Genomic DNA, 26,310 nt, shown 5'->3' with positions numbered 1-26,310 from the left:
CAGCCGACACATGCTGACTTGCGGCTCGGGCTTGTTGGCTGATTTGGTATATCAACCCGATGCCCAGGGAGGTCCGGATGGCGCTGCTGTACGAGCGGATCAGCACGCACGTGCTCGACGAGATCAAGGCCGGGATGCTGAAGCCGGGGGACCGGGTTCCGTCCGAGATGGAGCTGGCGGCGCAGTTCGAGGTCAGCCGGATCACGTCGAAGCGGGCGCTCGAAGTCCTGCGTGAGGCGGGGCTGATCGAGCGGATCCGCGGCAAGGGATCGTTCGTGGTCCAGCAGTTGCCCGAGCTCGACGGCGTCACCGTGCCGCTCAAGGGCCGGATCGCGCCGCGGCCGCGGTCCCGGCAAGGTCCCGGCGCGATCGCGTTGGTGGTGCCGGATGTCTCCGAGGCGTACGGGCTGGAGTTGTTGCGCGCGATCGAGGAGCGCTGCGCCGAGCACGGGCTGCACCTGCTGGTCCGGCGGACGCGCGGCCGGCAGACCGACGAGGAGCAGGCGGTCGAATCGCTGGTCGCGTCGGGCGAGGTGGACGGGCTCATCGTGTTCCCCGTACATGGTGACTTCTACAACGCGAGCCTGCTGAGACAGGTCCTGGACGGGTTCCCGCTGGTACTGATCGACCGCCATCTCTCCGGCATCCCGGTCTCGGCCGTGCACACCGACAACGTGGCCGCGGCTCGGGCGTTGACCGAGCGGTTGCTCGATCGCGGGCACCGGCACATCGCGTTCGTCTCGCCGCCGCCACAGAACACGTCGAGTATCGAGGAGCGGCTCGAGGGTTTCCGGGCCGCCTTCGCCGAGCGGGAACCAGGGAACTACCAGGCGCACCAGCTCACCACGTTGCGCAGTACGCTGCCGGGCCTGTTCTCGCCGGTGAACGTCCGCGCGGACATCGACCGGATGCGCGAGTTCCGGGACCGGATGCCCGAGGTGACCGCGTACGTCGCCTGCGAGTACAACCTGGCCCGGATGCTGGAGCGGGCGCTCGGGGGAGCGGGGGAGCCGGTGATCAGCTGCTTCGACTCGCCGGGGGACCCGATCTCGGGATCGCCGTTCCTGCACGTCCGGCAGGGACAGCGGGAGATGGGGCGGCAGGCGGTCGACCTGCTGCTGGCCCGGTTGCGCGGTGAGTCGGTGCCGAAGTTGTCCACCGTGCCGTTCGAGATAGTCGATGCCGAGCGCAACTGACTTTCGGCAGTACTGCGGTCCGCGGCCGGCTGTGTAGCGTCTGGGTGTGAACTGGCAGCGCGCGGGGGACCTCGGCCTGTGGGCCGCGCTCGGGTTCCTGGTGATCGTCGAGGGCGGGTCCCGCGGCGATCCGTACTGGCTGATGGCGGGCTGCCTGGCGGCGCTCGCCGCCGCGGTGCTGCTCCGGCGGCGCCGGCCGATCACCGCGCTGGCCGTCGTCGCGGCGCCCGCCATCGTGATCCTGGCCGTCTCGCTCAACACCCGGTTCGGCGTACCGGTCGCGCTGGTGCCCGCGGTTTCGTACTTCGCCTACTCGGCCGGCCGCCGCGATTCCCAGCTCAAGCACTTCGTCCTGGTGGTCTGCTGGTCGATGGTCGCGTTGCTGGCACTCGGCCTCGGCATCCACCGCAAGGTCTCGGCCGGCGAGGCCGTGCTCAGCTGGCTCGCGATCGTGCTCTTCTCCCTCGTCCTCGTCGTGCTGCCCTGGCTGATCGGCCGGTACCGCGCGCAACAGGCCCAACTGGCCGCGGCCGGGTGGGAACGGGCGGAGCGGATCGAGCGGGAACACCAGCTGGCCCTGGACCGGGTCCGTCTCCGCGAGCGCTCCCGGATCGCCGAGGACATGCACGACTCGGTCGGGCACGAGCTGAGCCTGATCGCGCTGCGCGCCGCCGCCCTCGAAGTCGACGCCGGCCTGCCGGACCGCCACCGTCACGCCGCGACCGAACTCCGCGAAGCAGCCGCCACCGCGACCGAGCGCCTCGGCGAGATCATCGGCGTCCTCCGCGACGCCGAGGCGGACGCGCCCGTGCTCCCGGCCCACGAGAGCGTGACCGAGCTGGTCCGCCGGGCGGCCGCGTCCGGGCTCGCGGTCGAGCTGGACCTGGACGACGTGGAACTGTCGCCGATGGTCGACCGCGCGATCCACCGGGTCGTCCAGGAATCGCTGACCAACGTCGGGCGGCACGCGCCAGGTGCTCGGGTGAACGTGACGCTGCGGGCCGACGGTGCCGACGTCCTGCTCCGGATCGAGGACTCGGGCGCCCCGTCACCGGCCGAGGTGGTGGGGTCGAACGGCAGCGGCCTCACCGGTCTGACCGAGCGGGTCCGCCTGGTCGGCGGCACGTTGACGGCGGGACCGCGATCCGAGGGCGGCTTCGCCGTGGTCGCGCGGATCCCGCGGACCGGGGGCCGTCCGGAGAGCCCGCCCGCGAGCGAACCGATCGGCGGGACGGCGACGGCCGCCGAGCGGGCCGACGTGCACCGCCGGGCCCGGCGCGGACTGATCAAGGCGATCGCGGTCCCGGTGGCGATCGGCGCCGTCGTCGGTACGGTTGCCCTCGGCTACTACTTGGTGGCCGGTTACAGCTCGATCCTGCCACCGGACGAGTACGACAGCTTGCGGATCGGGCAGGACGAGAGCGAGGTCGAGCTGGTGCTGCCCGCGTTGCAGATGCTCGATCCGCCGGTGGAGCGGACGACCCAGCCGGACGGTTGGGACTGCCGGTTCTACCGACCGGACGGTCCGTTCTCCATCACCTACGCGTACCGGCTGTGCTTCGTCGACGGCCGGCTGGTCGCGAAGGACGTGGTGCAGACCGGATCCGTCCGACCCACCAACGAGAGCGAGACCCCGCGATGATCCGTGTACTGCTGGCCGACGACGAGGCGATGGTCCGCGCCGGGGTGCGCGCGATCCTCGGTTCGGACGAGGCGATCGAGGTCGTCGCCGAGGCCGCGGACGGCGCCGAGGCGGTCGACCTTGTGCACCTGCACCGGCCCGACGTGGCCGTCCTCGACATCCGGATGCCCAAGCTGGACGGCCTCGCGGCGGGCGCGGAGATCCGGCGGACGGCCCCGGAGACCGCGGTGGTGATCCTGACGACCTTCAGCGAGGACGCGTACATCGCGCGGGCCATCGGCGACGGGGCGAGCGGGTTCCTGCTGAAGTCGGGGGATCCGCGCGAGCTGATCGCCGGGCTGAAAGCCGTCGCGGAAGGAGCCGCGTACCTGTCGCCGAAGATCGCGCAGCGGGTGATCGCGGAGCTCGGCGCGGGCTCCGGTGGTGGCCGGATGAGCCGGGCGGCCGCGGCGAAGGAGCAGGTGGACGTGCTCAGTCCGCGGGAGCGGGAGGTCCTGGCGCTGGTCGGCGAGGGGCTGTCGAACGCCGAGATCGCGGGCCGGCTGTTCCTGGTCGAAGGTACCGTCAAGGCGTATGTCAGCGCGGTCCTCACCCGGCTCGGGGTGAAGAACCGCGTCCAGGCCGCCATCGTCGCCTACGAAGCCGGGCTCGTCGGTGGCTGACCACTGGCAGGAACGGGTCGCCCGACGCTCCGGCCGGTGACACCGCGTGGACACTTGGTCATGCGATAGTGGACCTTCCTCCGGGGGTACCAGCCCGGGAAGGACAGTTCAGCCGGGGCCCAGCGCCCCCACCGAAAGCTCCGGGGCGGCCGGCGCCGCCTCGCTCAGAGAAACAGGGGATCCAGGTCGTGACCGACTCGCACAACTCCGGACAGCACAAGGACCGGGAAGCGGCGGCGGCCGAGGTCCGGAGAATGTGGCAGCCCACGCCCTCGTGGAGTCAGCCGGATCCCGCCTCCGAGCCGCAGCCGGCCGACGACCGCGCGGACGACCGCACCGAGGACGACCAGGCGGACGGTCTCGCCCAGGAGTTCCCGGGCGACTCGTGGTCCCGCCCGGCCGCGTCGACCGACGACGCGCAGGGCTCCAGCCACTTCAGCTCGTCCTCGTACGGCTCCTCCCCGCACACCCCGTCCACCGCGAGCGGGTACACGTCGACGGGGCACACCTCGACCGGGCAGAGCTCGCCGGGGCACGGCTCTTCGGCGCACGGATCTTCGGGGCAGGACTCGGCCGGGGCCGGCGAGCAGGGTCCGGCGCAGCACGGGTCCGCCCAGGCGACGCCCGCGCAGCACGCCGGGGCGGGTTCGGACGCGTGGACGCAGCCGGCCCGGGAGCCGGAGGAGCAGCCCTCCCAGCTGTCGCCGACCGCCCAGCAGTTCTTCCCGCAGGGCATTCCCAATCAGCACGCCCCGCAGCCGCAGCGCGAGGTGTCGTACCGGGCCGACGAACTGATCCAGGCACTGCCGTTGCCGCGGGAGGCTCCGGCCGAGCGCGGAATGCGCAGCATGTTGCGGATGCGCCCCGGCACCGGCGAGCGGGCCGAGCGGATCGCCCGGGCGACCGCGGCGACCGCGTTCCGCCGGCCGGTGACGATCACCGTCGCGAACCCGAAGGGCGGCTCCGGCAAGACGCCGACGACGCTGCTGCTGGCCGGCGCGCTCGGGCAGGCCCGGGGTGGCGGCGTGGTCGCGTGGGACAACAACGAGCTCCGCGGCAACATGCACCTGCGGACCCACGACACGAACGCGCGCTCCACGGTCACCGACATGCTCCAGGCGATGCCGATGCTGACCCAGCCGGACGCCCGGCTCGGCGACGTCGCGGCGTACCTGCGGCACCAGGTCGCCGGTCAGTACGACGTGCTGACGTCGGCGACCACCACGTACGCGCAGATCGAGGCGCGCGACTTCGACCAGATCCACCGGCTGCTCAGCCGCTTCTACAAGGTGCTGGTGATCGACACCGGCAACAACGAGGGCTCGAGCAACTGGCGGGAGGCGATGAAGGCGTCCGACGCGCTCGTCATCCCGATCAAGTGGAAGAGCCTGTCCTGCGCCGCCGCCGTGCAGATGCTGGAGGAGCTGGACAACCAGGGTCCCGAGGCGCAGCGGCTGATCCGGCGCGCGGTGATCGCGGTCAGCAACGGCCCCGGTGACGTGAACAAGGAGGTCGAGAAGCAGCTCCGCCCGTACTTCGAGTCGCGCGCGGCCGCCGTCGTCGACATCCCGACCGACCAGCACATCGCCGCCGAGGGACCGCTCGACCACTCCGCTCTGCAGCCGGCCACCCGCCGTGCCGCCCTGGACCTGGCCGCCAAGGTCGCCGAGCAGATCACCAACGCGCTCAATACGCCCCGCTGATCGGCAACACCCCGCGCTGAAAGGCCGGGCCTGGCTCGATGCCGGGCCCGGCCTTTTCGTCGTCCGAGCTCAGGCGTCCCGGCGGCCGAGGACCTTGAGCCCGAGCACCAGCCCGCCGATCGCCCACGCCGCCAGAACGAGCAGGCTGACGACCGGGGGTACGGGATCGGTCGATCCGCTCAGCAGGCCCTGCCCGGCTCCACCCGGGAGCAGCGCGGCGAGCCACATCAGTGGGCGCAGGCTGCTCTGCGACAGCATCAGCGGAAGCACCAGCAACAGCAGGAACGCGGCTGTCAACGTGCCCGCCGTCGTCCGGATCACGAACGCGATCCCAGCGGTGAACAACCCGGCCAGCGTCGTGTAGGCAGCGATCGCCACCAGGTCCTTCACCAGTTCCGCGAGGTCCCAGTCGGCCCACTGGCCGGCCGTGAGTCCGCCGGCGACGGCCGCGATCAGCCCGACCAGCAGGCCGTACCCGAACAGCACCGGCGCGAGCACGATCGCCTTGCCGGCCACCACGTCCCGGCGTACCGGTGTCCATTGCAAGGTGCTCCGGATACTGCCGGTCGCGTACTCCGAGGTGATCGGCAGCATCGCGAACGCGGCGACGAGAACCTGGACGATCAGCACCACGTTCACCGCGATCGCCCCGACCTGCGTGGTCTCGGCGAGTTCACCCGGTGGCAGGTGGGTCTGGTCGTAGGCCGTGCTGAACCCGTACTGGACCCCGAGCAGCGCGGTCATCAGGGCAGCGGCGACCAGGTTGAGCCAGGTCGAGCGGACGGACCACAGCTTCGTCGACTCCGCGCCGACCGAGTCGCGCAGCCGGGTGAGGCTCGACCTCGGCCGGACCGTGAGGGTTGCTGTGCTCATCGCTCGCCCGCCTCCACGAGGTCGGCCTCGACCTCGACCTCAGGTTGAGCGGTCCGCCGCTTGCGCAGCTGGTGCCGGACGACCTCGACGATCAGCGTCACCGCGAGGGCCAGGCCGATGCCGAGGATCACGCCCTTCAACGGGTTGTCCTCGAACGCCTTGCCACCGATGAACCCGACCAGTGAGCAGTACAGCCCCCAGCTGATCGCGGCCAGCGCGGCGAAGAAGGAGAACTTGCGGACCGGGTACCGCACCGCGCCCATCGTCAGCGTCACCGCGGTCCGGCCGCCAGGGACGTACCGGGCGACGACGAGGACGAGGCCGCCGCGCTCGGCCAGAGCGTTGTGGGCCCAGCTCGTCATCGCGTGCCGTTTGGTCCCCGGCTTGGTCCGGTCGATCATCCGGCCACCGGCGCCGCGGCCGAGCAGGTACGAGACGTGGTCACCGATGAACGCGCCGACGGCGGCCATCGCGATCACGCCGTACAGGTTGGGCTCGCCGGTCGCGGCGAAGACCCCGGCTGTGACGACGAGGGTCTCGCTCGGGACGGCCGGGAAGAACCCGTCCAGCGCGGCGAAACCGAGCAGGGTCACGTAGATCCAAGGAGACGCCATCAGCTCCTCGGCGAAGTGAAGGATCGCGTCGCCCATCAGGCCACCGCCTCCGCCACGCCGTACTGGACGCTGTCGGCGGTGAGTTCCATGTAGGCCTCCTCCAGAGACGCGTGATTGGTGCGGAGCTCGTGCAGCCGGACGCCGAGCTCGTGCGCGAGGTCGCCGATCCGCTCGACTGGGACCCCGGTCACGATCAGTCGGTCCAACTGGGTGTCGACGCGGTCCGCCTCGGTGGCGAGCCGGTCCTTGAGCGCGGTCAAGCCGGCGGTCTCGGGCACCCGGACGTGCACCGTGCTGCGCGACGACATGGCGATCACGTCGGCGATGGGCGCGTCCGCAATCAGCCGGCCGCGGCCGATCACGACCAGCTGGTCCGCGGTCAGCTGCATCTCGCTCATCAGGTGGCTGGAGACGAACACGGTCCGGCCCTCGGCGGCGAGCGAGCGCATCAGCCGCCGGACCCAGCGGACCCCGTCCGGGTCGAGCCCGTTCACCGGCTCGTCGAACAGCAGCACCTCGGGATCGCCGAGCAGGGCACCGGCGATGCCGAGCCGCTGGCCCATCCCGAGCGAGAACCCGCCGGCCCGGCGGCGGCCGACACTGTCGATCCCGACGATCGCGAGCACCTCGTCGACCCGGCTGACTCCGATCCCGTTGCTGCGGGCCATCGCGACCAGGTGGTTCCGCGCGCTGCGCCGGGGATGCAGCGCCTTCGCGTCGAGCAGGGCGCCGGCCTTGGCCAACGGCACCGGCCACTCGGCGTACGGGCGGCCGTCGACGAGGGCGGCGCCCGCGGACGGGGTGTCGAGGCCGAGGATCATCCGCATCGTGGTCGACTTGCCGGCGCCGTTCGGGCCGAGGAAACCGGTGACCCGGCCCGGAGCGACGGTGAGATCGAGCGCGTCCACGGCGGGGGTGTCGCCGTACCGCTTGCTGAGTCCTTCGAGGGTGATCACACGAGGGCCCTTCCGGTTTCTGGAGTGTCACCACCGAACCTAGAAATCCGGACCGGGTCCGCACATCGGACTTCAGGCGCGTTCGACCCCCGACTTTCGTCAGGTCTCACCTAAGGGTCGTCAGTCCTGTGGATGGCGGACGCGGCCGATGGCGGCGGAGTCGATACCATCTGCGGTGAGATGCCGGTCCGCGGTGGACCGGCCGACCCGAGGAGTGCAACGTGTCGGAAGTCAAGGTCCATCTGATCGGCGTCGAGGGCGAGGCTGAGCGGAGCGTGACCGAGACGACGACGATCGGGGAGTTGTTCGCCGGGATCTTCGGCCAGGACCGCTCCGCCATCGCCGCCCGGGTCAACGGCGAGCTGCGCGACCTGTCCAGGGTGGTGGCCGACGGCGACGAGATCGAGCCGGTCAAGGCGGGCTCCGACGACGGCCGCGCCATCATCCGGCATTCCACCGCGCACGTGCTCGCGCAGGCGGTCCAGGAGCTGTTTCCGGCGGCCAAGCTGGGCATCGGCCCGCCGGTCGAGAACGGCTTCTACTACGACTTCGACGTGCCCACCCCGTTCACCCCGGAGGACCTGGGCAAGCTCGAGAAGAAGATGCAGCAGATCATCAAGGAGCGGCAGCGGTTCAGCCGCCGGGTGGTCTCCGACGACGACGCCCGCGACGAGCTCGCCGCCGAGCCGTACAAGCTCGAGCTGATCGGGATCAAGGGCTCCGCGGCGGACGCCGCCGAGGGCGCCTCGGTCGAGGTCGGCGGCGGCGAGCTGACCATCTACGACAACGTCCGGCGCGACGACTCGGTCGCCTGGAAGGACCTGTGCCGCGGCCCGCACGTCCCCGCCACCGGGTACCTGGGCAACTTCAAGCTGATGCGGACCGCGGCCGCGTACTGGCGCGGCAGCGAGAAGAACCCGCAGCTGCAGCGGATCTACGGCACCGCCTGGGAGTCCCGCGACGAGCTGAAGGCGTACCTGACCCGGCTGGAGGAGGCCGCCAAGCGCGACCACCGCAAGCTCGGGACCGAGCTGGACCTGTTCAGCTTCCCGGACGAGATCGGGTCCGGGCTCGCCGTCTTCCACCCCAAGGGCGGCGTGCTGCGCAAGGTGATGGAGGACTACTCCCGGCAGCGGCACGTCGAGGACGGGTACGAGTTCGTCTACACCCCGCACATCACCAAGGCTCACCTGTTCGAGACCTCCGGGCACCTGGACTGGTACGCCGACGGCATGTACCCGCCCATGCACCTGGACGAGGAGCGGGACGCGGACGGGCAGCTCCGCAAGCAGGGCCAGGACTACTACCTCAAGCCGATGAACTGCCCGATGCACAACCTGATCTTCGACGCCCGCGGCCGGTCGTACCGGGAGCTGCCGCTGCGGTTGTTCGAGTTCGGCACCGTGTACCGGCTGGAGAAGTCCGGTGTCATCCACGGGATGACCCGGGCCCGTGGGTTCACCCAGGACGACGCGCACATCTACTGCACCCGCGAGCAGATGCGCGACGAGCTGCGCAACCTGCTCACGTTCGTGCTCGGCCTGCTCGCCGACTACGGCCTGGACGACTTCTACCTCGAGCTCTCGACGAAGAACCCGGACAAGTTCGTGGGCTCCGACGAGGTCTGGGAGGAGGCGACGCAGACGCTCCGCGAGGTCGCCGAGGGCTCCGGCCTGGAGCTGGTCCCGGACCCGGGCGGCGCCGCGTTCTACGGCCCGAAGATCTCCGTCCAGGCCCGGGACGCGATCGGCCGGACCTGGCAGATGTCGACGATCCAGCTGGACTTCAACCTGCCCGAGCGGTTCGAGCTGGAGTACACCGCGCCGGACGGGTCCCGGCAGCGTCCGGTGATGATCCACCGGGCCCTGTTCGGCTCGATCGAGCGGTTCGTCGCGGTGCTGACCGAGCACTACGCCGGGGTCTTCCCGCCGTGGCTCGCGCCGGTCCAGGTGGTCGGGATCCCGGTGACCGACGGGCACGTGGACTACCTGTTCGAGGTGGCCGCGCGGCTCAAGGCGCAGGGGATCCGGGTCGAGGTCGACGCCTCCGACGACCGGATGCAGAAGAAGATCCGGAACGCGCAGAAGAGCAAGGTCCCGTACATGCTGATCGCCGGTGACGACGACATGGCGGCCGGCTCGGTCTCGTTCCGGTACCGCGACGGCTCCCAGAAGAACGGCGTGCCGATCGACGACGCGGTCGCCGAGATCGTCGAGGCCGTCGAGAAGCGCGCCCAGGTATGACGGACCGTCCCGGCGACCACCCGACCGGCGCGGAGCAGTCGTCCTCCCCGGAGTCGCCGGGATCGCCGTACCTGCCGGACGAGCTGGCCGAGCAGGACGGGGTCGGGGTGCCGGACCCGTTCCTGCGGTTGTGGACGCCGCACCGGATGGCGTACATCGCCGGTGAGAACAAGCCGACCAGTACCGAGGCGGGGTCGGGGTGCCCGTTCTGCCGGATCCCGACGCTGTCGGACGCCGACGGGCTGATCACGGCGCGCGCCGACGCGGCGTACGCGGTGCTGAACCTGTACCCGTACAACCCCGGGCACCTGATGGTGGTCCCGTACCGGCACGTCGCCGACTACACCGAGCTCACGCCCGCGGAGGTCGGCGACGTGGCGCGGCTGACCCAGCAGGCGATGGAGGCGGTCCGGATCGTGTCGTCGGCGCACGGGTTCAACATCGGGATGAACCAGGGCGTCATCGCGGGGGCCGGGATCGCGGCGCACCTGCACCAGCACGTGGTCCCGCGCTGGGGTGGCGACACGAACTTCATGCCGGTCATCGGCCAGACGAAGGTGCTCCCGCAGCTGCTGTCCGACACCCGGGCGCTGCTGGCGAAGTCCTGGCCGACCGACTGACCTTGCCGACGGCCCCTGGTGCGGGGGTCAGCGGGTGGCCAGGCGAGGAGCTTGGGCCGTCCGGCGCCAGATCTCGCGCCAGGTCTTGTCGAGTTCACGGGCCAGGTCGCGGGGGAGTGCGGCCGAGGGACCTCGGGGATCGACGCCGCAGGTGGTGCAGTACTGGCTGACCGGCCGGGACGTCCCACAGACGGCGCAGGCGGGTTGGGGCTGGACCTCGGAAAGGTTCGCGTCGACCAGCCGGTGCAGCACGGTGATCAGGCGTTCGTCCGGATGCCGGCGCGGATCCGGGCAGTAGGCCAGGCTTGTTGCCGAGAGCCACTGATCGCCGCGGGTCGGTTGCCGTTGGCCCTCGGCCTTCTCCCGGCGGCGCCGCTCGGCGAAGGTGGTGCGGAGCAACAACCAGTGCCGGCGGGCCTCCTCCAGCTCGTCGACCGCTCGGGTGAGCGACTCCGGGTCGTCCACCAGCCGGCCCGGGACACCGGCCGCTTCGGTGACGTGGTGCCAGGTCGCCCGGAAGCCGTAGAGCGGGAAGTGCAGCGAGCACTCGCGCAGCGCCCAGAAGCGCGCGACAGGATCCGCTGCGCTGTCGCGCACTCGTCTCGCAGCGGCCGGGAAGCTGCTCACAGTCGGCAATGTATCGCGGGGGAGCCGCCCTCCACCTCCCCTCGGCCGCAACTATTTTCGCCCGCCCGGCACCGTGGCCCACGTCAGCGGATGAACAACGGCATCAGCGGTTCGACGAGGTCGATCAGCGTGTCCATCGGTACCGCGCGGGCCGGATCGGTGATCCCGCTGACCCGTACCACCCGGCGTCCCTGCCGGAACACGAGCTCGCCCCGCTCGGGCAGGTAGTACCCGGGCAGCCCGATCGGCGCCGACCGCGGCGGCGGGGTCTGGCGCGCCTCCGGGATCGAGTCCGGGTGGAAGGACTCGACGATCGAGACGGTCGCGTCGTACGTCCCCCAGATGCAGGTGAGCGCGCCGTTCACCCGGTAGTCGCGGCGCAGCTGGACCAGGGCGCCGATGAACTGCTCGGCCTTCGAGTTCGACACCTGGCATGCGGCGTCGGACCGCCTCGCGTTGCGCAGGACCTCGGGGACGATGGCGCGGACGGCTTCGGCGAGAGCGAGCAGGTCGGCCGGGGCCAGCGCGCCCTGGGTGGTGATGCGGACGACCCGCTCGTTCACCCGGAAGACGACCCCGTGGTCGCCGGAACGCGCTTCGGGGCCGAGGGTGTCCGCGGTCGCGCCGAGGTCGACCGCCGGGTCGTCGAAGCCGGCGGCGTCGGCGAGCCGGGCGAGTGAGTCGGGTTGGGCGGGGAGTGCGCTCACGCCGATCTGGACCGGCCACGAGCCGACCATCAGCGTGCAGAGGTCGAGGGCCGGCAGTCCGCCGTCGTTCCAGGGGAACTTCTTCGCCGTCCACCGTGCGCCGGGTGTCGATCGCTTGGCCACGGCCGCACACGCGTGGGCGGCGGGTTCGCCCGCGGACCCGTCCAGCCCTTCCGCCTGCGGAGGCGCGACGGCCGTCGGCAGAGGCACGCTGCGCGGCGTGACCGGGAGCTGGTCAGCCCGTCGCGCCACCGAACACCCGGCCGCGAACACAGCCAGGACCAGCAGGGCGATGGCGGTGCGCTGTCCGGTCATCGGTCCTCCGCAGCCGGCTGGTGGAGGTGCGGCTGATGCCATCCTCCGCCACCCGATCCGGTCCGGGGAAGGGGTTCCGGGTGGCGCCGTCACCCGATGGTGCCCCGGCTGGACTACGATCGCGTCGCCATGCTTAACAGATTCCGGCAGTTCTGGACCAGGGTGATCACGCCGATCGCCAACCTCCTGCTCCGGCTCGGGGTGAGCCCGGACGCGGTCACCCTGGTCGGCACCATCGGCGTGTGCGCCGGTGCGCTGATCTTCTTCCCACGCGGCCAGCTGTGGCTGGGCGTGCTGGTGATCACGCTGTTCGTGTTCTCCGACCTGATCGACGGCTTCATGGCCCGGTCGTCGGGCACGTCGTCGAAGTGGGGGTCCTACCTGGACTCCACCCTCGACCGGCTCGGCGACGGCGCGATCTTCGGCGGGTTGGTGCTGTACTACGCCAACTCGCGCGAGGGCGACTCCACGCTGATGGCGTCGGTGACGTTGTGGGCGCTGGTGATGGGCGCGACCACCTCGTACGCCCGGGCCAAGGCGGAGAGCCTCGGGTTGCAGGCGAGCGGGGGTCTGGCCGAGCGCGCCGACCGGCTCGTCCTGGTGCTCGTGGTCGGGTTCTTCTCCGACCTGTTCGATGTGCCGATCCTGCTGCAGATCGTGCTCTGGTACCTCGCGATCGCCAGCACGATCACGGTCGTCCAGCGCACCCTGTCGGTCCGCAAGCAGGTCCTCGCCGATCCCGCCAACGCCGGCCTCGGGACGCCGCCGGCGACGGGCACCAACGGGTCGAGCCCGGGGACCGGCGGGTCGAGCGCGGCGACCAACGGGTCGACCGCGGGGGCGGACGGGGCGAGCGCCAAGCCGGAGCAGCCGGGGACGGATTCCAAGGGCGGGCCTGACGGCTCGGCTTCGTCCTGAGCTGTGGACGGGCTGCGGCACCGGGCGGTCGATCTCGGGTTCGCGCTGGCCTGGGGGCTGCTGCGCCGGCTGCCGGAAGCGGTGGTCACCTGGCTGTTCACCCGGGCCGCCGACGTCGTCTTCCGCCGGGACGGGCGCGGTGTGCAACGACTGCGGAGCAATCTGGCCGTGGTACGCCCGGACGCGGGTCCCGCTGAGCTCGACGCGCTCACCCGGGCGGGGATGCGCTCGTACCTGCGGTACTGGCAGGAGGCGTTCCGGCTGCCCGAGTGGTCCCCGGAGCGCATCGTCGGCCGCGTTCGTACGGTGAACGAGCACCTGCTCCGCGATGCCCACGCGGCCGGCCGCGGCGTGATCTGCGCGCTGCCACACCTCGCGAACTACGACCACGCGGGCGCCTGGGCCGGACTCACAGGGATGCCGGTGTCGACCGTGGCGGAGCGGTTGCGCCCGGAGTCGCTGTTCGACCGGTTCGTCGCGTACCGCAAGCAGTTGGGGATGGAGGTTCTCCCGCTCACCGGGGGTACCGACGACGTGTTCGCGATCCTCGCCGACCGGCTACGGGCCGGCGGGTTCGTCTGCCTGGTCGCGGACCGGGACCTGTCCGAGCGCGGGGTCCCGGTGACGTTGTTCGGCCGGAAGTCGCGGATGCCGGCCGGACCGTCCGCGCTCAGCGTCCGTACCGGGGCGCCGCTGGTACCTGCGACACTGCATTACGACGGGCCCGATCTGGTCATCACGTTCCACGAGCTGATCGAGCCCACCGGCGGTGCGGCCGCGATGACGCAGCGCTGCGCGGACGCGTTCGCCGCCGGGATCGCCGCGCACCCGGAGGACTGGCACATGCTGCAACGGATCTTCCTGGACTGAGATGAGGATCGGGGTCGTCTGCCCGTACTCGCTCGGCACCCCGGGCGGGGTCCAGAACCACGTCCGCGATCTCGCCGAAGCGTTACTCGCCCGTGGCCACGAGGTGTCCGTGCTCGCGCCGAGCGACGACCACGACGTCCCCCAGTACGTGGTGTCGGCGGGCCATGCTGTCGGCGTCCCGTACAACGGCTCGGTGGCCCGGGTGACGTTCGGCCCGCGGACGGCGTCGCGAGTACGCGCATGGCTTGCTGACGGCGACTTCGACGTGGTCCACGTGCACGAGCCGACCACGCCGAGTGCGGCGCTGCTCGCGTTGTGGGCCGGGGACGGGCCGTTCGTCGCGACCTTCCACACCTGGCAGGTGCGCTCGCGGGCGATGAGCGCGGCCGCCGGATTGCTGCGTCCGTGGCTGGAGAAGATCGACGCCCGGATCGCGGTGTCGGAGAACGCCCGCTCGATGATGGTCCAGCACATCGGTGGCGAGGCGGTGGTGATCCCGAACGGCCTGTATGTCGATCGCCTGGCCGGGCGGCCGCGACCGGAGTGGCAGGGTGCCGACGGCACGATCAGCTTCCTCGGCCGGATGGACGAACCGCGCAAGGGCCTGGCCGTCCTGCTCGCTGCGGTCCCGGCTCTCGTCACCCAACGCCGCGACCTCCGTGTCCTGGTCGCGGGCACGGGTCAGGCGGACGAGGCGCGCCGGTCGCTCCCGGAGTACTGCCGGGACAACGTGATGTTCCTCGGGGCCGTGGACGACGCGGCGAGGGCCGACATGCTCGCCGGGTCCGACGTGTTCGTGGCACCGCATCTCGGCGGCGAGAGCTTCGGCATCGTGCTGCTGGAGGCGATGGCGGCCGGGGCACCCGTCCTGGCGAGCGACCTTGCCGCGTTCCGGCAGGTCCTCGACGGCGGGCGGCTGGGGGAGTTGGTCGAACCAGGGGACTCGGCCGCGTTGGCGAGGGCGTGTTCGCGGCTCCTCGGGTCCGTCGACGAGCGCGACAAACTCCGCGAGGCGGGCCTGCACGCCGTCCGCCGGTACGACTGGTCAGCGTTGATCGACGAGATCCTCGCCGTGTACGAACTGGTCGCGCGCTGAGTCACTCGGTCCTGGCGCGGAAGGCCTCCAGCAGAGCGGCCCGGGTCTCGTCGGGGAGCGCGTCGGCGGGGAGGTCGCGCAGGTCGGTGACAGAACGGCGGACCTGGTCGAGGTAGCGCTCGCAGCCGTCGCACAGGGCCAGGTGATCCACCAGGCGCTGCTCGGCCTCCGGGTCCAGCGCGTGCTCGAGGAACGCCGTGACCTGCTCCACGAACTCCCTGCAGTCGAGGTCGTTCACCGGTTCGCCTCCTGTGTGTAGTACTCCTCCAGTTTGCCGCGGACGAACGCGCGCGCCCGGTGCAGCAGGACCCGCTGGTTCGCGGCCGTGATGTCGAGCAACGCGCAGACCTCCTCCGAGCCGTACCCCTCCACGTCCCGCAACGTGATCACCAACCGCTGCCGCTCGGGCAGCTCACCCAGTGCGGTGCGCAGCTGAGCCTGTACCTCGTGGCGCAGCATCCCCTGTTCGGGCGTCGGCCACAGCGGCGGGAAGTCCCACCAGTGGCCCGGAAACGGATCACCGGCCGGCCGGAACCGACTCGGGTCCACCGTGGGACCGCTGTCGTCGACACTGCTCATCGGTACGACCCGGTGCTCGCGGAGGCCACGCCGCTTGGCCGTGTTGGTGAGGATCCGGTAGACCCACGTCTTCAACGAGGAGCGGCCCTCGAACCGGTCGAGGCCTTCGATCACCGCGACCCACGTCTCCTGAACCACCTCGGCCGCCGACGCCTCGGTGGACACGAACGACCGAGCCAGCCGCAACAGGCCGCCGGACCACCGATCCAGGACGAGCGCGAACGTCTTGTCGTCCCCGTCCCGCAACCGCGCGACGAGTACGTCGTCCGGCGGCAGCTCCTCCATCGGCTCAGCGTAGCCAGCTGCGAGACCGAGGGCGGAGCGTCACCCAGCTGATCGCCGCGCCGGCCAGGACGGTCACGGCAACGAGCAGCCAGTTCGCGCTGTGCACCCCGGCGTCCTTGCTCACCGCACCGAAGGTCAACGCGAACGGCAGGAACACCATCCAGGACAACGCGCTCACACCGGAGGCGACCCCGGTCCGCACGGTCGAGTCGACGGCGTCGTGCAGCAGGCGATTCACGTGGATCCCCGCGACCACCATCACCGTCGCCAGCACCATCATCGCCGCGGTGAGGACGGCGAGGTCGCGGCTGAAACTCAGGACGACGGCGGCCGGGATCGCGATCACGACGAGACCGGCCACGATCGGCCGGCGGTCCAGGTGGAGCCGCCCGGCGAGGAACCCGCCCAGGCTCAACGTCAGCATCAGTCCGGCCCAGAACGGTCCGTACAGCACGGCCGCCGAGGACAGGTCGATCAACCAGAGCGGCCCGAACTCGAAGATCCCCTGCAGGATCACCGCGGTACCGACGGCCGCGACCGCGATCGGTACCAACCGGCCCCGGCGCAGCACGGTCGACACCGTGACCCGGAGGTGCTCGCGCAGGGACCGGCGCTCGTCGAGCTGGTGCAGCCGTGGTTCGCGGAACCGGGCGACCGCGATCAGGAAGCCGACCGTGAACGGCAGCGTCAGGAAGTACGTGAGCCGGCTCGACGTCACCTCGGCGAGCCATCCGCCGGCGAGGGCGCTGAGCACGAGCGCGGTGCCTTCGAGGACCCGGATCCGGCCGAGCTCCTTCTCGTACCCGGTGCTGCTGCCGGTCTCCTCGAGCACGGTGTCGTAGACCATCGCCTCGACCGTGCCGGAGTACATCGCGAAGTACACGCCGAGGATGAGGGCGGCCACGATGTAGGTGGTGACGTTCTGGCTCAGCCCGGCCACGAGGACGCTGAGCAGCAGGGCGACTCCGGACAGGATCAGGACGCCTCGGCGGGACCAGCGATCCGCGAGGACACCGGAGAACACCTCGACCAGCGGAACCACCGCGGCGTACGCGGCGGCCATCAGCCCGATCGTCGCGGCGTCGAACCCGATCTCGGTCATGAACAGCTTCTCGACCGGGACCCACAGCCAGAATCCCTGCAGGAACACCCCGACCCGCAGGCTCACCAGGCGCCGCTGCAACCCGGCGGCGGGCACCGTCGGTGGGGTACGGACGGTGCTGGTCAGCTCTGACATCGACTTCCCCAGGTGCGCTCGGCGAGATCCTTTCGCCGGTGCAGTGTCAGAGCACCCGTCAGGCGTTACACGCGATCAGCGCAGCAGTTCGGCCGTCTTCGCGATCTCGTCCGAGTCACCGGAGGCCGGCTGCCAGGGGAGCCGCAGCGGGTCGTCCTGGTAGCGGGGGATGACGTGCAGGTGGGTGTGGAAGACGCTCTGCCAAGCGTCGGCGCCGATGCAGCTGAGCAGGTTCGCGCCGTCGGCGTCGAGGCGCTCGATCACCCGGCCGACCAGGGACTGGGCCAGCAGAGTGGCCGCGGCGAGGTCCTCGGGATCGCTCTCCCGCAGGTCGGTCGCGTGCGCCCGGGGAACGACGAGCAGGTGTCCGCGGGTGGCCGGGTTGATGTCCATGAAGGCGATCGCCCGCTCGGTCGAGGCGACCTGCTGCGACGGAATGCTGCCGGCCACGATCCCGCAGAAAAGACAGTTCTCGGTCATCGCCCCAGCCTAGAACCCCGCCCCGTGCTTAGGATCTAGGCCATGGCGACACGACTGGTGCAGGTGGCGATGAACGCCGGCGACAACTCCGCCGTCGGCCGGTTCTGGGCGGAGGCGCTCGGCTGGAAGGTGACCGGCGACCAGCCCGGTGAGACCAACATCGAGCCCGAGGGCGTCACCTATCCCGACCCCTCCGCGATCGTCATCGACGTACTGGCCGTCCCGGAGCCCAAGACGGTGAAGAACCGCGTCCACGTCGATCTCGCCACCACCTCGGCGGCCCACCAGGCCGAGCTGGTCGCGCGGCTGCGGGCGCTCGGCGCAACCCCCGTCGACATCGGCCAGGGCGACGTCCCGTGGACCGTGCTCGCCGATCCCGAGGGCAACGAGTTCTGCGTCCTGGAGCCGCGCGAGGTCTACCGCGACACCGGGCCGATGGCCGCCGTGGTGGTCGACTGTGGGGATCCTCGGGAGATGGCGCGGTTCTGGGGCGAGGCGATGGACTGGACCGTGCACGAGGTGACCGACGACCACGCCGTCCTGCGGTCGGCGCGGGGCGTCGGGCCGTACCTGGAGTTCCTCCGCAACCCCGATGTGAAGACCGTGAAGAACCGCGTCCACCTCGACGTGCGGCCGTACCCGGGTGACGATCAGGCGGCCGAGGAGGACCGGATTCGCGCGCTCGGCGCGACCGACGTCGATCTCGGCCAGGGCGACGTCGCGTGGACGGTCCTCGCCGACCCGGAAGGCAACGAATTCTGCGTCCTGCAGCCGAGCTGACCCGAGTCACCGGCCACATCCGGGCAACGTGGGGACAGCGGCCTGAGGCCTGCCCTAGACTGCGCGGGCCCGGGTGAGCGAGCAAGGGGAGAGCATGGCGGACGAGTTGCTGCGGCCGACGATCGCGGCGGACGTCGACCTGACGGTTCGGCCCTGGCGGCAGTTGTCGCAGGCGTACGTCGCGTTCTTCGGCGGAGTGATCGCCTCGACCGTGATCGCCTTCGTCAACGCTCGCCGGCTCGGCGTGGACCGCGCGAAGCAGCGCCTGATCCTGCTCGTCGGTACCGGCTCGCTGATCGTCGCGATCGCCGTCGCCACGCTGCTCACCGACCACAGCACGGGCACCAGCACCGGCTCCGGTCTCCGGCTGGCGACCCGGATCGTGGCCGTCCTGTGCTGCCTGGTCCTGCTGCGGATCCAGCGGCCGATGGATCGCGCGTTCCAGCTGCGCGGCGCGGACTACGGCTCGCTGTGGGGACCGGGACTCGCCGCCGTGATCGGCGGAGCCGTGGTGGAGGCGCTCCTGATCGCGTTCGTCGTGGAGGTGGCGCTGTGACCGAACCGGCCGAGGCCCGGATCCAGCTCGCCGCCCACTGGCTGCAGATCGGCCACCCCGAACGCACCCTGGACGAGCTCCAGGGCCTGTGGGGTGACGCGGCCGTCGACTTCCGCGCATACCTCTTCCGCGGTGCCGCGCTGCACGCCCTCGACCGGAACGCCGAGGCGATCGACGTACTCCGGGACGGCCTGGCCCAGCACGGTCCGTTCCTGCCGCTGCTCCAGGTCCTCGGCTCGGCCCTGCGCGCGGAAGGCCGGCTGACCGAGGCGGAGTCGGCGTACCTGCAGGGGCTGAGCCTTGATCCCAACGAGCCGGACCTGCTGATCGGGTACGCGCTGGTCTGTCTGACCGCGGGTCAGGCGGAGAAGGCGAGCGCGTTGGTCGAGCGGGCGGCGTCGCAGGCGCCGGAGAGTCCGGCCGTGGACGCGGCCCGGGCCCAGGTGGCGTTTGCCCTGGGCAAGGACAAGGACATGCACCGGCACGCCGAGTCCGTGCTCTCCCACGATCCCGAGGACCCGCACTCGCGGGCGTTGCACGGGACCGCGTCGATGCTCACCGGTGACTCCAAGGCGGGCTACCGCTCGCTCGCGTCGGCGGCGGCCGCGAACCCGGGCGACCGCGATCTGCGGGACGCGGCCCGGGAGGCGAGACTCGCGAACCACCCGCTGATGCGCCCGCTCCGGCCGTTCCAGCGGTTCAACCCGTTGGTGATCTGGATCGCCGCCGTCGCCGTGATCTACGGTCTGCGGCTCGCCGGACTGGCCCCGCTCGCGGCCGTCGTCGCGGTCGGCTGGTTCGGGTTCTGCGTGTACTCGTGGGTGGCGCCGCCGTTGCTGCGGCGCTGGCTCAACCGGAAGTGGGGTTCATGACGAACGACCGGATCACCGCCTTGCGCAAGGCGGTCGAGGCGAACCCGGACGACGTCCTGCTCCGGCTCGTTCTGGCCGAGACGCTCGTCGCCGCGGCGGAGATCGAGTCCGCGCTCGACCAGTACGTCGTGTTGCTGGACCAGGACGGACTGCCGGACGACCAGTACATCGTGGTCGGTGAGCTGGCGGCCGCGAACGGACGGCTCGCTCTGCTGCGGAGTTGCCTGGAGGCGGCCCGGCAGGCGGGAGTCGTCGAGGGCACCGGCCGGTTGCAGCAACTGGTGGACGAGATGATCAGCTCGCGCAGCGGCGTCAAGGTGAAGGTCGGGCGGCCCGAGGACGAGTTCGTGGTCAGCGACGCGCCGCAGGAGCCGACCACGTTCGACCAGGTCGGCGGCATGGAGGAGATCAAGCGCGTCATCCACCGGATGGTGATCCTGCCGCTCAGCCGGCCCGAGCTCTACCAGAAGTACGGCCGCCGGTCGGGCGGTGGCGTGATGCTCTACGGTCCGCCCGGGTGCGGGAAGACGCTGCTGGCCCGGGCGACCGCGGGGGAGTGCGGGCTGCCGTTCGTGAACGTCCGGATCGAGGACGTGATGGACCCGTACCTCGGTGTCTCCGAGCGCAACCTGCACACCGCCTTCGAGCGTGCCCGGGCGAACTCGCCGTGCGTGCTGTTCCTCGACGAGCTGGACGCGCTCGCGTTCGCCCGGCACAAACACGGTGGTTCCGAGGCGCGGCGCCTGGTCGACGTGCTGCTACAGGAGCTGGACGCGATCGGCTCCGAGAACGACGGCCTGCTGGTGCTCGCGGCAACCAACGCGCCGTGGGACGTGGACGAGGCGATGCTGCGGCCCGGCCGGTTCGACCGGGTGCTCTTCGTGCCGCCGCCGGACGAACCCGCCCGCGCCGACATCCTCTCGGTCCTGCTGAAGGAGATCCCGTCGGCCGCGCTGGACCTGAAGAACCTGGCCGCCCAGACCCCGATGTACAGCGGCGCCGATCTGCGCGCCCTGGTCGAACGCGGCGTGGACGCGGTGATCGACGAGGCCCTGACGACCGGGGGAGAACCGCCACTCGCGATGAGCCACCTGGAGCGCGCCCTCCCCACGGTCAAGCCGTCCACGCTGGACTGGCTCCACCGCGTCCGCTCGTACATCGAGTTCGCGAACCAGTCCGAGCGCTACGTAGCCGCGTACCTCCGGACCAAGGACGTCAGACGCCGCCTGTCCTGAACCAGCTCACACACCCGCCTTGTGCTTGGCGGCGGTCGCGTCCGGCATCGCCTCGTACCGCGAGAAGGACCGGGTGAACGAGGCCGCGCCGTGCGAGAGCGAGCGCAGGTCGATGGCGTACCGGGTGATCTCGATCTGCGGGACCTCGGCCTTCACCAGGGTCCGGTCGTCGCCGACCTTCTCGGTACCGAGCAGGCGGCCACGCCGGCCGGACAGGTCGCTCATCACCGCGCCGACCAGGTCGTCCGGGATCAGTACCGAGACCAGGTCGACCGGTTCGAGCAGGTTCACCCGGGTCGCGTTGGCGGCCTCGCGGAGCGCCAGCCCACCGGCCATCTGGAACGCCATGTCGGACGAGTCGACGCTGTGCGCCTTGCCGTCGAGCAGGGTGACCCTGATGTCGACGACGGGATAACCCGCGCCGACGCCCTTCTCCATCTGGGCCCGGATCCCCTTCTCGACGCTCGGGATGAACTGCCGCGGCACCGCGCCGCCGACCACCTTGTCGACGAACTCGAAGTGCGAGCCCTCGGGCAGCGGCTCCACCTCGATGTCGCAGACGGCGTACTGGCCGTGGCCGCCGGACTGCTTCACGTGCCGGCCGTGGCCCTTGGCCTTGCCGCCGAAGGTCTCCCGGAGCGGGACCCGCAGTTCCACGGTGTCGACCGTCACGCCGAACCGGTTGGCGAGCGCGTCCAGGACGACGTCGGTGTGCGCCTCGCCCATGCACCACAGCACGATCTGGTGGGTCTCCGGGTTCTGCTCGATCCGGAGCGTCGGGTCCTCGGCCGCGAGTCGCTGGAGTCCGCCGGACAGCTTGTCCTCGTCGGTCTTGGCGTGGGCCTGGACCGCGATCGGGAGCAACGGTTCGGGCATCGTCCACGGTTTGAGCAGCAGCGGTTCGGCCTTGTCGGACAGCGTGTCCCCGGTCTCGGCCCGGGTCAGCCGGCCGATCGCGCACAGGTCACCCGCGATCACCTCGGCGGCCGGCCGTTGCTGCTTGCCGAGCGGGAACGACAGGGTGCCGATCCGCTCGTCCTCGTCGTGGTCGGCGTGGGTGTTGTGCTCCCCGAAGAAGGACGTGAAATGGCCCGACACGTGAACCGTCGCGTCGGGCCTGATGGTGCCGGAGAACACGCGCACCAGGCTGACCCTGCCGACGTACGGGTCCGACGTCGTCTTCACCACCTCGGCGAGCAGCGGGCCGTCCGGGTCACAGCCGACCTTGTCCTTCGGGACCCCGTGCGGGGTGAAGACCTCGGGGAGCTGGTGTTCCGGGGGAGCGGGGAAGCCGCTGGTCGCGACCTCGAGCAGTTCGTGGGTGCCGACGCCGGTGCCGCTGCAGACTCCGATCACCGGGAAGAAGGATCCGCGCGCGACCGCCCGCTCGAGATCGTCGATCAGCACCGCCTGGTCGATCTCCTCGCCGCCGAGGTAGCGCTCCATCAGCGACTCGTCCTCGGACTCCTCGATGATCCCCTCGATCAGGCTGCCGCGGTGCTCCTCGATCTGGTCCGCGTACGCCGGGTCCGGTGGATGCACGGTGCGTCGGCCGTCGGCGTACTCGTAGTGCTGCTGGCTGAGCAGCCCGATCAGCCCGCCGCCGGCCGGGAAGTACAGCGGGAGCACCTTGTCGCCGAACGCCTGCTGCGCACCGGTGAGGGCGCTCTCGTAGTTGGCCCGGGCGTGGTCGAGCTTGGTGATCACCACGGCGCGCGGCATGCCGACCTGGTCGCACTCCTGCCAGAGCGCCTTCGTCGGTTCGTCGACGCCCTCGTTCGCGGCGATGACGAACAGCGCGCAGTCGGCGGCGCGGAGTCCGGCCCGCAGCTCGCCGATGAAGTCGGCGTACCCCGGGGTGTCGATCAGGTTGACCTTGATGTCGTTGTGGAAGAGGGGCGCGAGGGCGAGGCCGACGGACCGCTGCTGCCGGATCGCGGCGTCGTCGCTGTCGCACACCGTCGTGCCGTCCACGACGGTGCCGGGTCTGGACAACACGTTGGAGGCGACCAGGAGGGCCTCGACGAGGGTGGTCTTGCCGGCGCCGGAGGGTCCGACCAGCACCACGTTGCGGATGGCGGCCGGCGATTCCGCGGTGGGAGCGGCCCCGGCGCCCTGGGAAGTGTTCGTCTTGTCTGCCATGACGTTCCTCCTAGTTAAGCCACCATTCCCCCTAGCGCCCGGTCAGCACAAGACCAACTTTCCCCGCTGATGCGGTGCGGGTGGTCGCGCCGGCGTCAGGCGGGCCGGGAGGCGAGGGCCCGCAGGAGGATTTCGAGGTCCTCGGGGTGGAGACGAGCGGCCGGTTGGCCGGCTCGGAGGCCCGCCAACTCGGCCGCCGAGGCTGCGGCTTTCGCGGCTTCGGCCTCGGCGCGGGCGGTGACTTCGGCCAGTTGTGCGCTGACGGTTTCCAGGTCGGCGCGCAGGGTCTCGGTCGCTCGATCGGCCTCGTGCCGGGTCGCGCGTTCGGCTTGGAGCTCGGCCTCGTGGGAGAGCTTCTGGTGGCGGGCCGCCTCGTCGGCGGCTTCCAGGGCGGCCACTGCCTGAGTACGCGCGGACTCCGCGGTCCGGCTCGCGTCGCGCTCCGCCGCCAGGTCCACGCGCAGCGATTCGGTCTCGGCTCGGTACTCGGCTGACGTGGCGCGTGCTGTGTCCCGCTCGACCTGGGCGCGTTCGGTGGCGACGGCCAGTTCCTTGAGCTGACGGTCCAGGCCGGCAGACCGCTCGGCCTCCTTCGCGGCGTACGCCTCGGCCGCTCGGCGGGCAGTCACCGCGTCCTCGGCCTGTTGCCGCGCCGCCCCCAGCGACTCGGTGGCCTCCATCGCCTGCCGAGCCGCGGCGGTCGCCCGCTCGACGGCCTCGGTCCGCTCCTTCGCGGCCCGTTCAGCCGTCGCCGCACTCGCCCGAGCCCGCTGGACCGCCTGCTCCCGCGCTTCCTCGGCCGCGACCCTCGCGCGCTCGGCTTCGGCGACCTGCGCGTTCGCGGTCTCCACCGACGCGACGGCTGCCGCTTCCACCTCATCCAGCCGGGCAGTCACGGCCGCCAACGCGGCGGTCAGCGCGTCCACCGGCCCCCGTACCGCGTCCAGTTGCTCGCGGAGACGGTCGGCGTCCAGGCGGAAGGTCGTGCTGCCGGCGTCCAGGCCCAGGGCGCCCAGAGCTTCTCGTTCCGCCCGCGCCATCTGGGCGCAACTCCGGCCGCCTTCCCAGCGGGTTTCGCGACAGAAACTCCTCGGCCGTCCGCCCTGGACTCCCGGTACCGGCAACTCCGCCCGGCACTTGCTGTAGCCGCATCTTCCCGCCTCCACGATCATGCTCAGGACGGTAGTAGTTCGCGGAATCAAAACCGAGAAACCAGTTCGGCGTTTCGAAAACCAAACTACGAACCAACGAAACCGGTGTTTTGTGGTGACGACGGATCAGCGTGGCCAGAGGAGAGGCTGGAAGGCCGGATCCGTGTAATCGGGGCCGCCGAGAGCCGGATCCGAGCGGACGAGCGTGTCGTTCGGATGAGCCGAACCAGGGCGCCACCGGTTGTCGGCAGGCTGCAGGTGGATGGCCAGCGACCGCCGAGCAGCCGTACCGCGGTTCGCCGAACTCCCGTGGACCGTCCGGCAGTGGTGGAAGCTGACCTGACCACGCCGCATCCGGGGCGTCACCGGCGTCGGATCGAATCCCTGCGCCACGATCGCGGCGTTCAGCGCGTCAGCGTCCTGGGAGAAGAAGTCCAGTCCACCGACGTCCCACCGATGGCTGCCCGGCAGGAACGAGACCGCCCCGTTCACCTCGTCCACGTCCTGGAACCCGACCCACGCGGTGAGCATGTCCTCGGACGTACAGCTCTGCCAGTACTGCCGATCCGTGTGCCAGCCGACCCGGGCACTCCCGCCCGCCCGATCCACCGGCTTGTACAGCAGTTGGTCATGCCACAACCGGATCCCCTCAGCGCCCGACAACGCGGCAGCGATCGCTCCGATCAGCGGGTACGAGACCAGGTCCGCCAGCTCGCTGACCCGCAGGGACGAGTAGTCGTTCTTGCGCAGCACCTCCCCGTCGGACGGCTGCCAGCCGCGCGTCGCGGGGAGGTCGGGGAGGACGGCGTCGTGGTCGCCGGCGTAGAAGCGGACCATCCCGTGCTCGGCGGCGTCGAGCACCTCGGGAGGCAGGATCACCGGCGAGATCCAGTACCCGTGCTCGCGGAAGAAGGCGACGTCGTCGGCAGTCGGCAGCTGCTCGGCAAGTGTGTTCATGCCGACCGACCCTAGGAACGACACGACCGGCTCCGCGTTGCCGATGTTCAGGGAGTTGGACACAATCTTCAGGTGCCTCTGAACCGACCCCTGAGCCGCCCCCATGGTCTCCGCGCCGGATTCCACGCGGACGTCCGTGACTCGGTCAGCGGGCTGCTGCACGCGGGGGAGCAGTGGGCGCCCGCGGACTTCCTGATCGCCGAGCACAGTCACCCGGTCTGGGAGATCTACCTGCAGATGCACGGCGTGACCCGGTGGATCGCAGACGGCCGCACGTACCTCCTCCGGCCCGGCCACCTCTTCGCCGTACCGCCGCGGCTCCCGCATCGCCTGGTCGTGCCGGCGAACCACCACCACTTCTACTTCGCCGCGATCGACCTGGACACGGTCGAGCGCCGACGCCCCGGCCTGGTGGAGCGGTGGAAGGACGAGGTGGTCCACCGAGCCGGCGCGGCCGACCTCGCCGACGCCTTCGCGCATCTGGTCCGCGAACTGACCACCCGCTACGAGTACGCCGAGGAGGGGCTCGCTCTGGCCGTCGACCACCTCGTCCTCGCGACCAGCCGGGCGATGGTCCCGACGGCGGCACCGCAACTCCCGATCCATCCCGCGGTCCGCACGGTCCAGCGGCTCCTCGATCGCGAGTACCAGGACCGCTGGACCCTCGACCGGCTCGCGGACCGCGTCGGCCTCGCCCCGGCGTACCTGGCCGGGCTGTTCACCGCGCAGCTCGGCCGGCCGCCGCACAAGTACCTCAACGAGCGCCGGATCGACCGGGCCCGGCAGCTCCTGGCGACCAGCGACCTCAGCGTCACCGCGATCGCGCTGAGCCTCGGGTTCAGTTCCAGCCAGCACTTCGCCCGGACGTTCCGCCAGTTCACCGCCAGCACGCCGACCGCTTTCCGCAGTGCGGCGTGGGAGCACCGCGGCGAGCCGGATGCCGGGTGAGGATCAGCAGGTGAGTGATGCAGGTGAGTGATGCAGGTGAGTGATG

The 26,310-nt window shown here is 71.0% G+C and carries 26 protein-coding genes; 14 read left to right on the top strand and 12 right to left on the bottom strand.

Translation table 11 applies throughout. The annotated features are described in order from the left end of the window. The first annotated feature begins 59 nt into the window (after positions 1 to 59). The 4 genes from FB561_RS27225 (at position 60) to FB561_RS27210 (ending at position 5,203) form a co-directional block, all read left to right on the top strand. Positions 60 to 1,196, top strand: a complete 1,137-nt coding sequence (locus FB561_RS27225; RefSeq protein ID WP_238335087.1) for a GntR family transcriptional regulator — start codon at positions 60 to 62, stop codon at positions 1,194 to 1,196. Between the two features lie 46 nt (positions 1,197 to 1,242). Then, complete coding sequence (locus FB561_RS27220; RefSeq protein ID WP_145811500.1) at positions 1,243 to 2,838, top strand: sensor histidine kinase; 1,596 nt, start codon at positions 1,243 to 1,245, stop codon at positions 2,836 to 2,838. After that, the gene (locus tag FB561_RS27215) at positions 2,835 to 3,500 is read left to right on the top strand and encodes a response regulator (protein ID WP_145811498.1); all 666 of its coding nucleotides are present in this window, start codon (positions 2,835 to 2,837) and stop codon (positions 3,498 to 3,500) included. The genes FB561_RS27220 and FB561_RS27215 overlap by 4 nt, the downstream gene beginning before the upstream one ends. 188 nt (positions 3,501 to 3,688) lie before the next feature. Then, entirely contained in the window at positions 3,689 to 5,203 is a 1,515-nt protein-coding gene (locus FB561_RS27210) for an AAA family ATPase (RefSeq protein ID WP_145811496.1), read from the top strand. A 69-nt stretch (positions 5,204 to 5,272) separates the two neighbouring features. Here FB561_RS27210 and FB561_RS27205 read toward each other — a convergent pair whose 3' ends face one another. Genes FB561_RS27205 through FB561_RS27195 form a run of 3 tightly spaced genes read right to left on the bottom strand, consistent with a single transcriptional unit; the run spans position 5,273 to position 7,646 of the window. Continuing rightward, the gene (locus FB561_RS27205; protein ID WP_145811494.1) at positions 5,273 to 6,076 is read right to left on the bottom strand and encodes an ABC transporter permease; all 804 of its coding nucleotides are present in this window, start codon (positions 6,074 to 6,076) and stop codon (positions 5,273 to 5,275) included. Continuing rightward, entirely contained in the window at positions 6,073 to 6,726 is a 654-nt protein-coding gene (locus FB561_RS27200; protein WP_145811492.1) for a DedA family protein, read from the bottom strand. The genes FB561_RS27205 and FB561_RS27200 overlap by 4 nt, the downstream gene beginning before the upstream one ends. Then, positions 6,726 to 7,646: an ABC transporter ATP-binding protein gene (locus FB561_RS27195; RefSeq protein WP_145811490.1), complete on the bottom strand. Its 921-nt coding sequence runs from the start codon at positions 7,644 to 7,646 to the stop codon at positions 6,726 to 6,728. The genes FB561_RS27200 and FB561_RS27195 overlap by 1 nt, the downstream gene beginning before the upstream one ends. A gap of 221 nt (positions 7,647 to 7,867) precedes the next feature. Here FB561_RS27195 and thrS point away from each other — a divergent pair, with 221 nt between their 5' ends. Next, positions 7,868 to 9,889 carry a threonine--tRNA ligase gene (thrS, locus tag FB561_RS27190; RefSeq protein WP_145811488.1) on the top strand — a complete coding sequence of 674 codons (2,022 nt, stop codon included), beginning with the start codon at positions 7,868 to 7,870 and terminating at the stop codon, positions 9,887 to 9,889. After that, positions 9,886 to 10,509: an HIT family protein gene (locus FB561_RS27185; protein ID WP_145811487.1), complete on the top strand. Its 624-nt coding sequence runs from the start codon at positions 9,886 to 9,888 to the stop codon at positions 10,507 to 10,509. The genes thrS and FB561_RS27185 overlap by 4 nt, the downstream gene beginning before the upstream one ends. A gap of 27 nt (positions 10,510 to 10,536) precedes the next feature. On the opposite strand, the gene FB561_RS27180 is transcribed toward FB561_RS27185, so the two are convergent. Together FB561_RS27180 and FB561_RS27175 are read right to left on the bottom strand one after the other, a co-directional pair. Continuing rightward, positions 10,537 to 11,136: a hypothetical protein gene (locus tag FB561_RS27180; RefSeq protein WP_145811485.1), complete on the bottom strand. Its 600-nt coding sequence runs from the start codon at positions 11,134 to 11,136 to the stop codon at positions 10,537 to 10,539. Positions 11,137 to 11,219: 83 nt separating this feature from the next. Then, positions 11,220 to 12,158 carry a hypothetical protein gene (locus tag FB561_RS27175; protein WP_238335086.1) on the bottom strand — a complete coding sequence of 313 codons (939 nt, stop codon included), beginning with the start codon at positions 12,156 to 12,158 and terminating at the stop codon, positions 11,220 to 11,222. A 129-nt stretch (positions 12,159 to 12,287) separates the two neighbouring features. Between FB561_RS27175 and pgsA the strand changes: the two genes are divergently transcribed. The 3 genes from pgsA to FB561_RS27160 are packed head-to-tail and all read left to right on the top strand — an operon-like array spanning position 12,288 to position 15,042. Next, positions 12,288 to 13,076: a phosphatidylinositol phosphate synthase gene (gene pgsA, locus FB561_RS27170; protein WP_145811483.1), complete on the top strand. Its 789-nt coding sequence runs from the start codon at positions 12,288 to 12,290 to the stop codon at positions 13,074 to 13,076. 3 nt (positions 13,077 to 13,079) lie between these two features. Continuing rightward, positions 13,080 to 13,946 carry a phosphatidylinositol mannoside acyltransferase gene (locus FB561_RS27165; RefSeq protein ID WP_145811481.1) on the top strand — a complete coding sequence of 289 codons (867 nt, stop codon included), beginning with the start codon at positions 13,080 to 13,082 and terminating at the stop codon, positions 13,944 to 13,946. Position 13,947: 1 nt separating this feature from the next. After that, a complete protein-coding gene (locus FB561_RS27160) occupies positions 13,948 to 15,042 on the top strand; it encodes a glycosyltransferase family 4 protein (protein WP_145811478.1) in 1,095 nt (364 codons plus the stop codon). A gap of 1 nt (position 15,043) precedes the next feature. On the opposite strand, the gene FB561_RS27155 is transcribed toward FB561_RS27160, so the two are convergent. The 4 genes from FB561_RS27155 to FB561_RS27140 form a co-directional block, all read right to left on the bottom strand. Beyond that, positions 15,044 to 15,280, bottom strand: coding sequence for a zf-HC2 domain-containing protein (locus tag FB561_RS27155; RefSeq protein WP_145811476.1), 237 nt, complete (start codon positions 15,278 to 15,280; stop codon positions 15,044 to 15,046). Further along, positions 15,277 to 15,906: an RNA polymerase sigma factor gene (locus FB561_RS27150; protein ID WP_145811474.1), complete on the bottom strand. Its 630-nt coding sequence runs from the start codon at positions 15,904 to 15,906 to the stop codon at positions 15,277 to 15,279. The genes FB561_RS27155 and FB561_RS27150 overlap by 4 nt, the downstream gene beginning before the upstream one ends. Positions 15,907 to 15,910: 4 nt before the next feature. Beyond that, positions 15,911 to 17,143, bottom strand: a complete 1,233-nt coding sequence (locus tag FB561_RS27145) for an MFS transporter (protein ID WP_145811472.1) — start codon at positions 17,141 to 17,143, stop codon at positions 15,911 to 15,913. Positions 17,144 to 17,218: 75 nt separating this feature from the next. Then, positions 17,219 to 17,623 (bottom strand): HIT family protein, encoded by a 405-nt coding sequence (locus FB561_RS27140; protein ID WP_145811470.1) that lies wholly within the window; start codon positions 17,621 to 17,623, stop codon positions 17,219 to 17,221. 42 nt (positions 17,624 to 17,665) lie between these two features. Here FB561_RS27140 and FB561_RS38800 point away from each other — a divergent pair, with 42 nt between their 5' ends. From FB561_RS38800 to FB561_RS27120, 4 genes are all read left to right on the top strand, one after another. Further along, positions 17,666 to 18,403 carry a VOC family protein gene (locus FB561_RS38800; protein ID WP_145811468.1) on the top strand — a complete coding sequence of 246 codons (738 nt, stop codon included), beginning with the start codon at positions 17,666 to 17,668 and terminating at the stop codon, positions 18,401 to 18,403. Positions 18,404 to 18,497: 94 nt separating this feature from the next. Continuing rightward, positions 18,498 to 18,959: a hypothetical protein gene (locus FB561_RS27130; RefSeq protein WP_145813411.1), complete on the top strand. Its 462-nt coding sequence runs from the start codon at positions 18,498 to 18,500 to the stop codon at positions 18,957 to 18,959. Continuing rightward, entirely contained in the window at positions 18,956 to 19,831 is an 876-nt protein-coding gene (locus FB561_RS27125) for a tetratricopeptide repeat protein (RefSeq protein ID WP_170284772.1), read from the top strand. Before FB561_RS27130 ends, FB561_RS27125 begins: the two co-directional genes overlap by 4 nt. Next, positions 19,828 to 21,066 carry a tetratricopeptide repeat protein gene (locus FB561_RS27120; RefSeq protein WP_145811464.1) on the top strand — a complete coding sequence of 413 codons (1,239 nt, stop codon included), beginning with the start codon at positions 19,828 to 19,830 and terminating at the stop codon, positions 21,064 to 21,066. Before FB561_RS27125 ends, FB561_RS27120 begins: the two co-directional genes overlap by 4 nt. A 6-nt stretch (positions 21,067 to 21,072) precedes the next feature. Here the strand turns inward: FB561_RS27120 and FB561_RS27115 are convergent, their stop codons facing one another. The 3 genes from FB561_RS27115 to FB561_RS27105 form a co-directional block, all read right to left on the bottom strand. Beyond that, the gene (locus FB561_RS27115) at positions 21,073 to 23,208 is read right to left on the bottom strand and encodes an elongation factor G-like protein EF-G2 (RefSeq protein ID WP_145811462.1); all 2,136 of its coding nucleotides are present in this window, start codon (positions 23,206 to 23,208) and stop codon (positions 21,073 to 21,075) included. 95 nt (positions 23,209 to 23,303) lie between these two features. Then, complete coding sequence (locus tag FB561_RS27110; RefSeq protein WP_145811459.1) at positions 23,304 to 24,248, bottom strand: coiled-coil domain-containing protein; 945 nt, start codon at positions 24,246 to 24,248, stop codon at positions 23,304 to 23,306. A gap of 237 nt (positions 24,249 to 24,485) precedes the next feature. Then, positions 24,486 to 25,316 (bottom strand): phytanoyl-CoA dioxygenase family protein, encoded by an 831-nt coding sequence (locus FB561_RS27105; RefSeq protein WP_145811457.1) that lies wholly within the window; start codon positions 25,314 to 25,316, stop codon positions 24,486 to 24,488. A gap of 72 nt (positions 25,317 to 25,388) precedes the next feature. Between FB561_RS27105 and FB561_RS27100 the strand changes: the two genes are divergently transcribed. Then, entirely contained in the window at positions 25,389 to 26,264 is an 876-nt protein-coding gene (locus FB561_RS27100; protein ID WP_145811455.1) for a helix-turn-helix transcriptional regulator, read from the top strand. Positions 26,265 to 26,310: the final 46 nt, after the last annotated feature.

The sequence above is a fragment of the Kribbella amoyensis genome, assembly GCF_007828865.1.
GTDB lineage: Bacteria > Actinomycetota > Actinomycetes > Propionibacteriales > Kribbellaceae > Kribbella > Kribbella amoyensis.
This window is presented reverse-complemented; position numbering and strand designations above follow the sequence as displayed.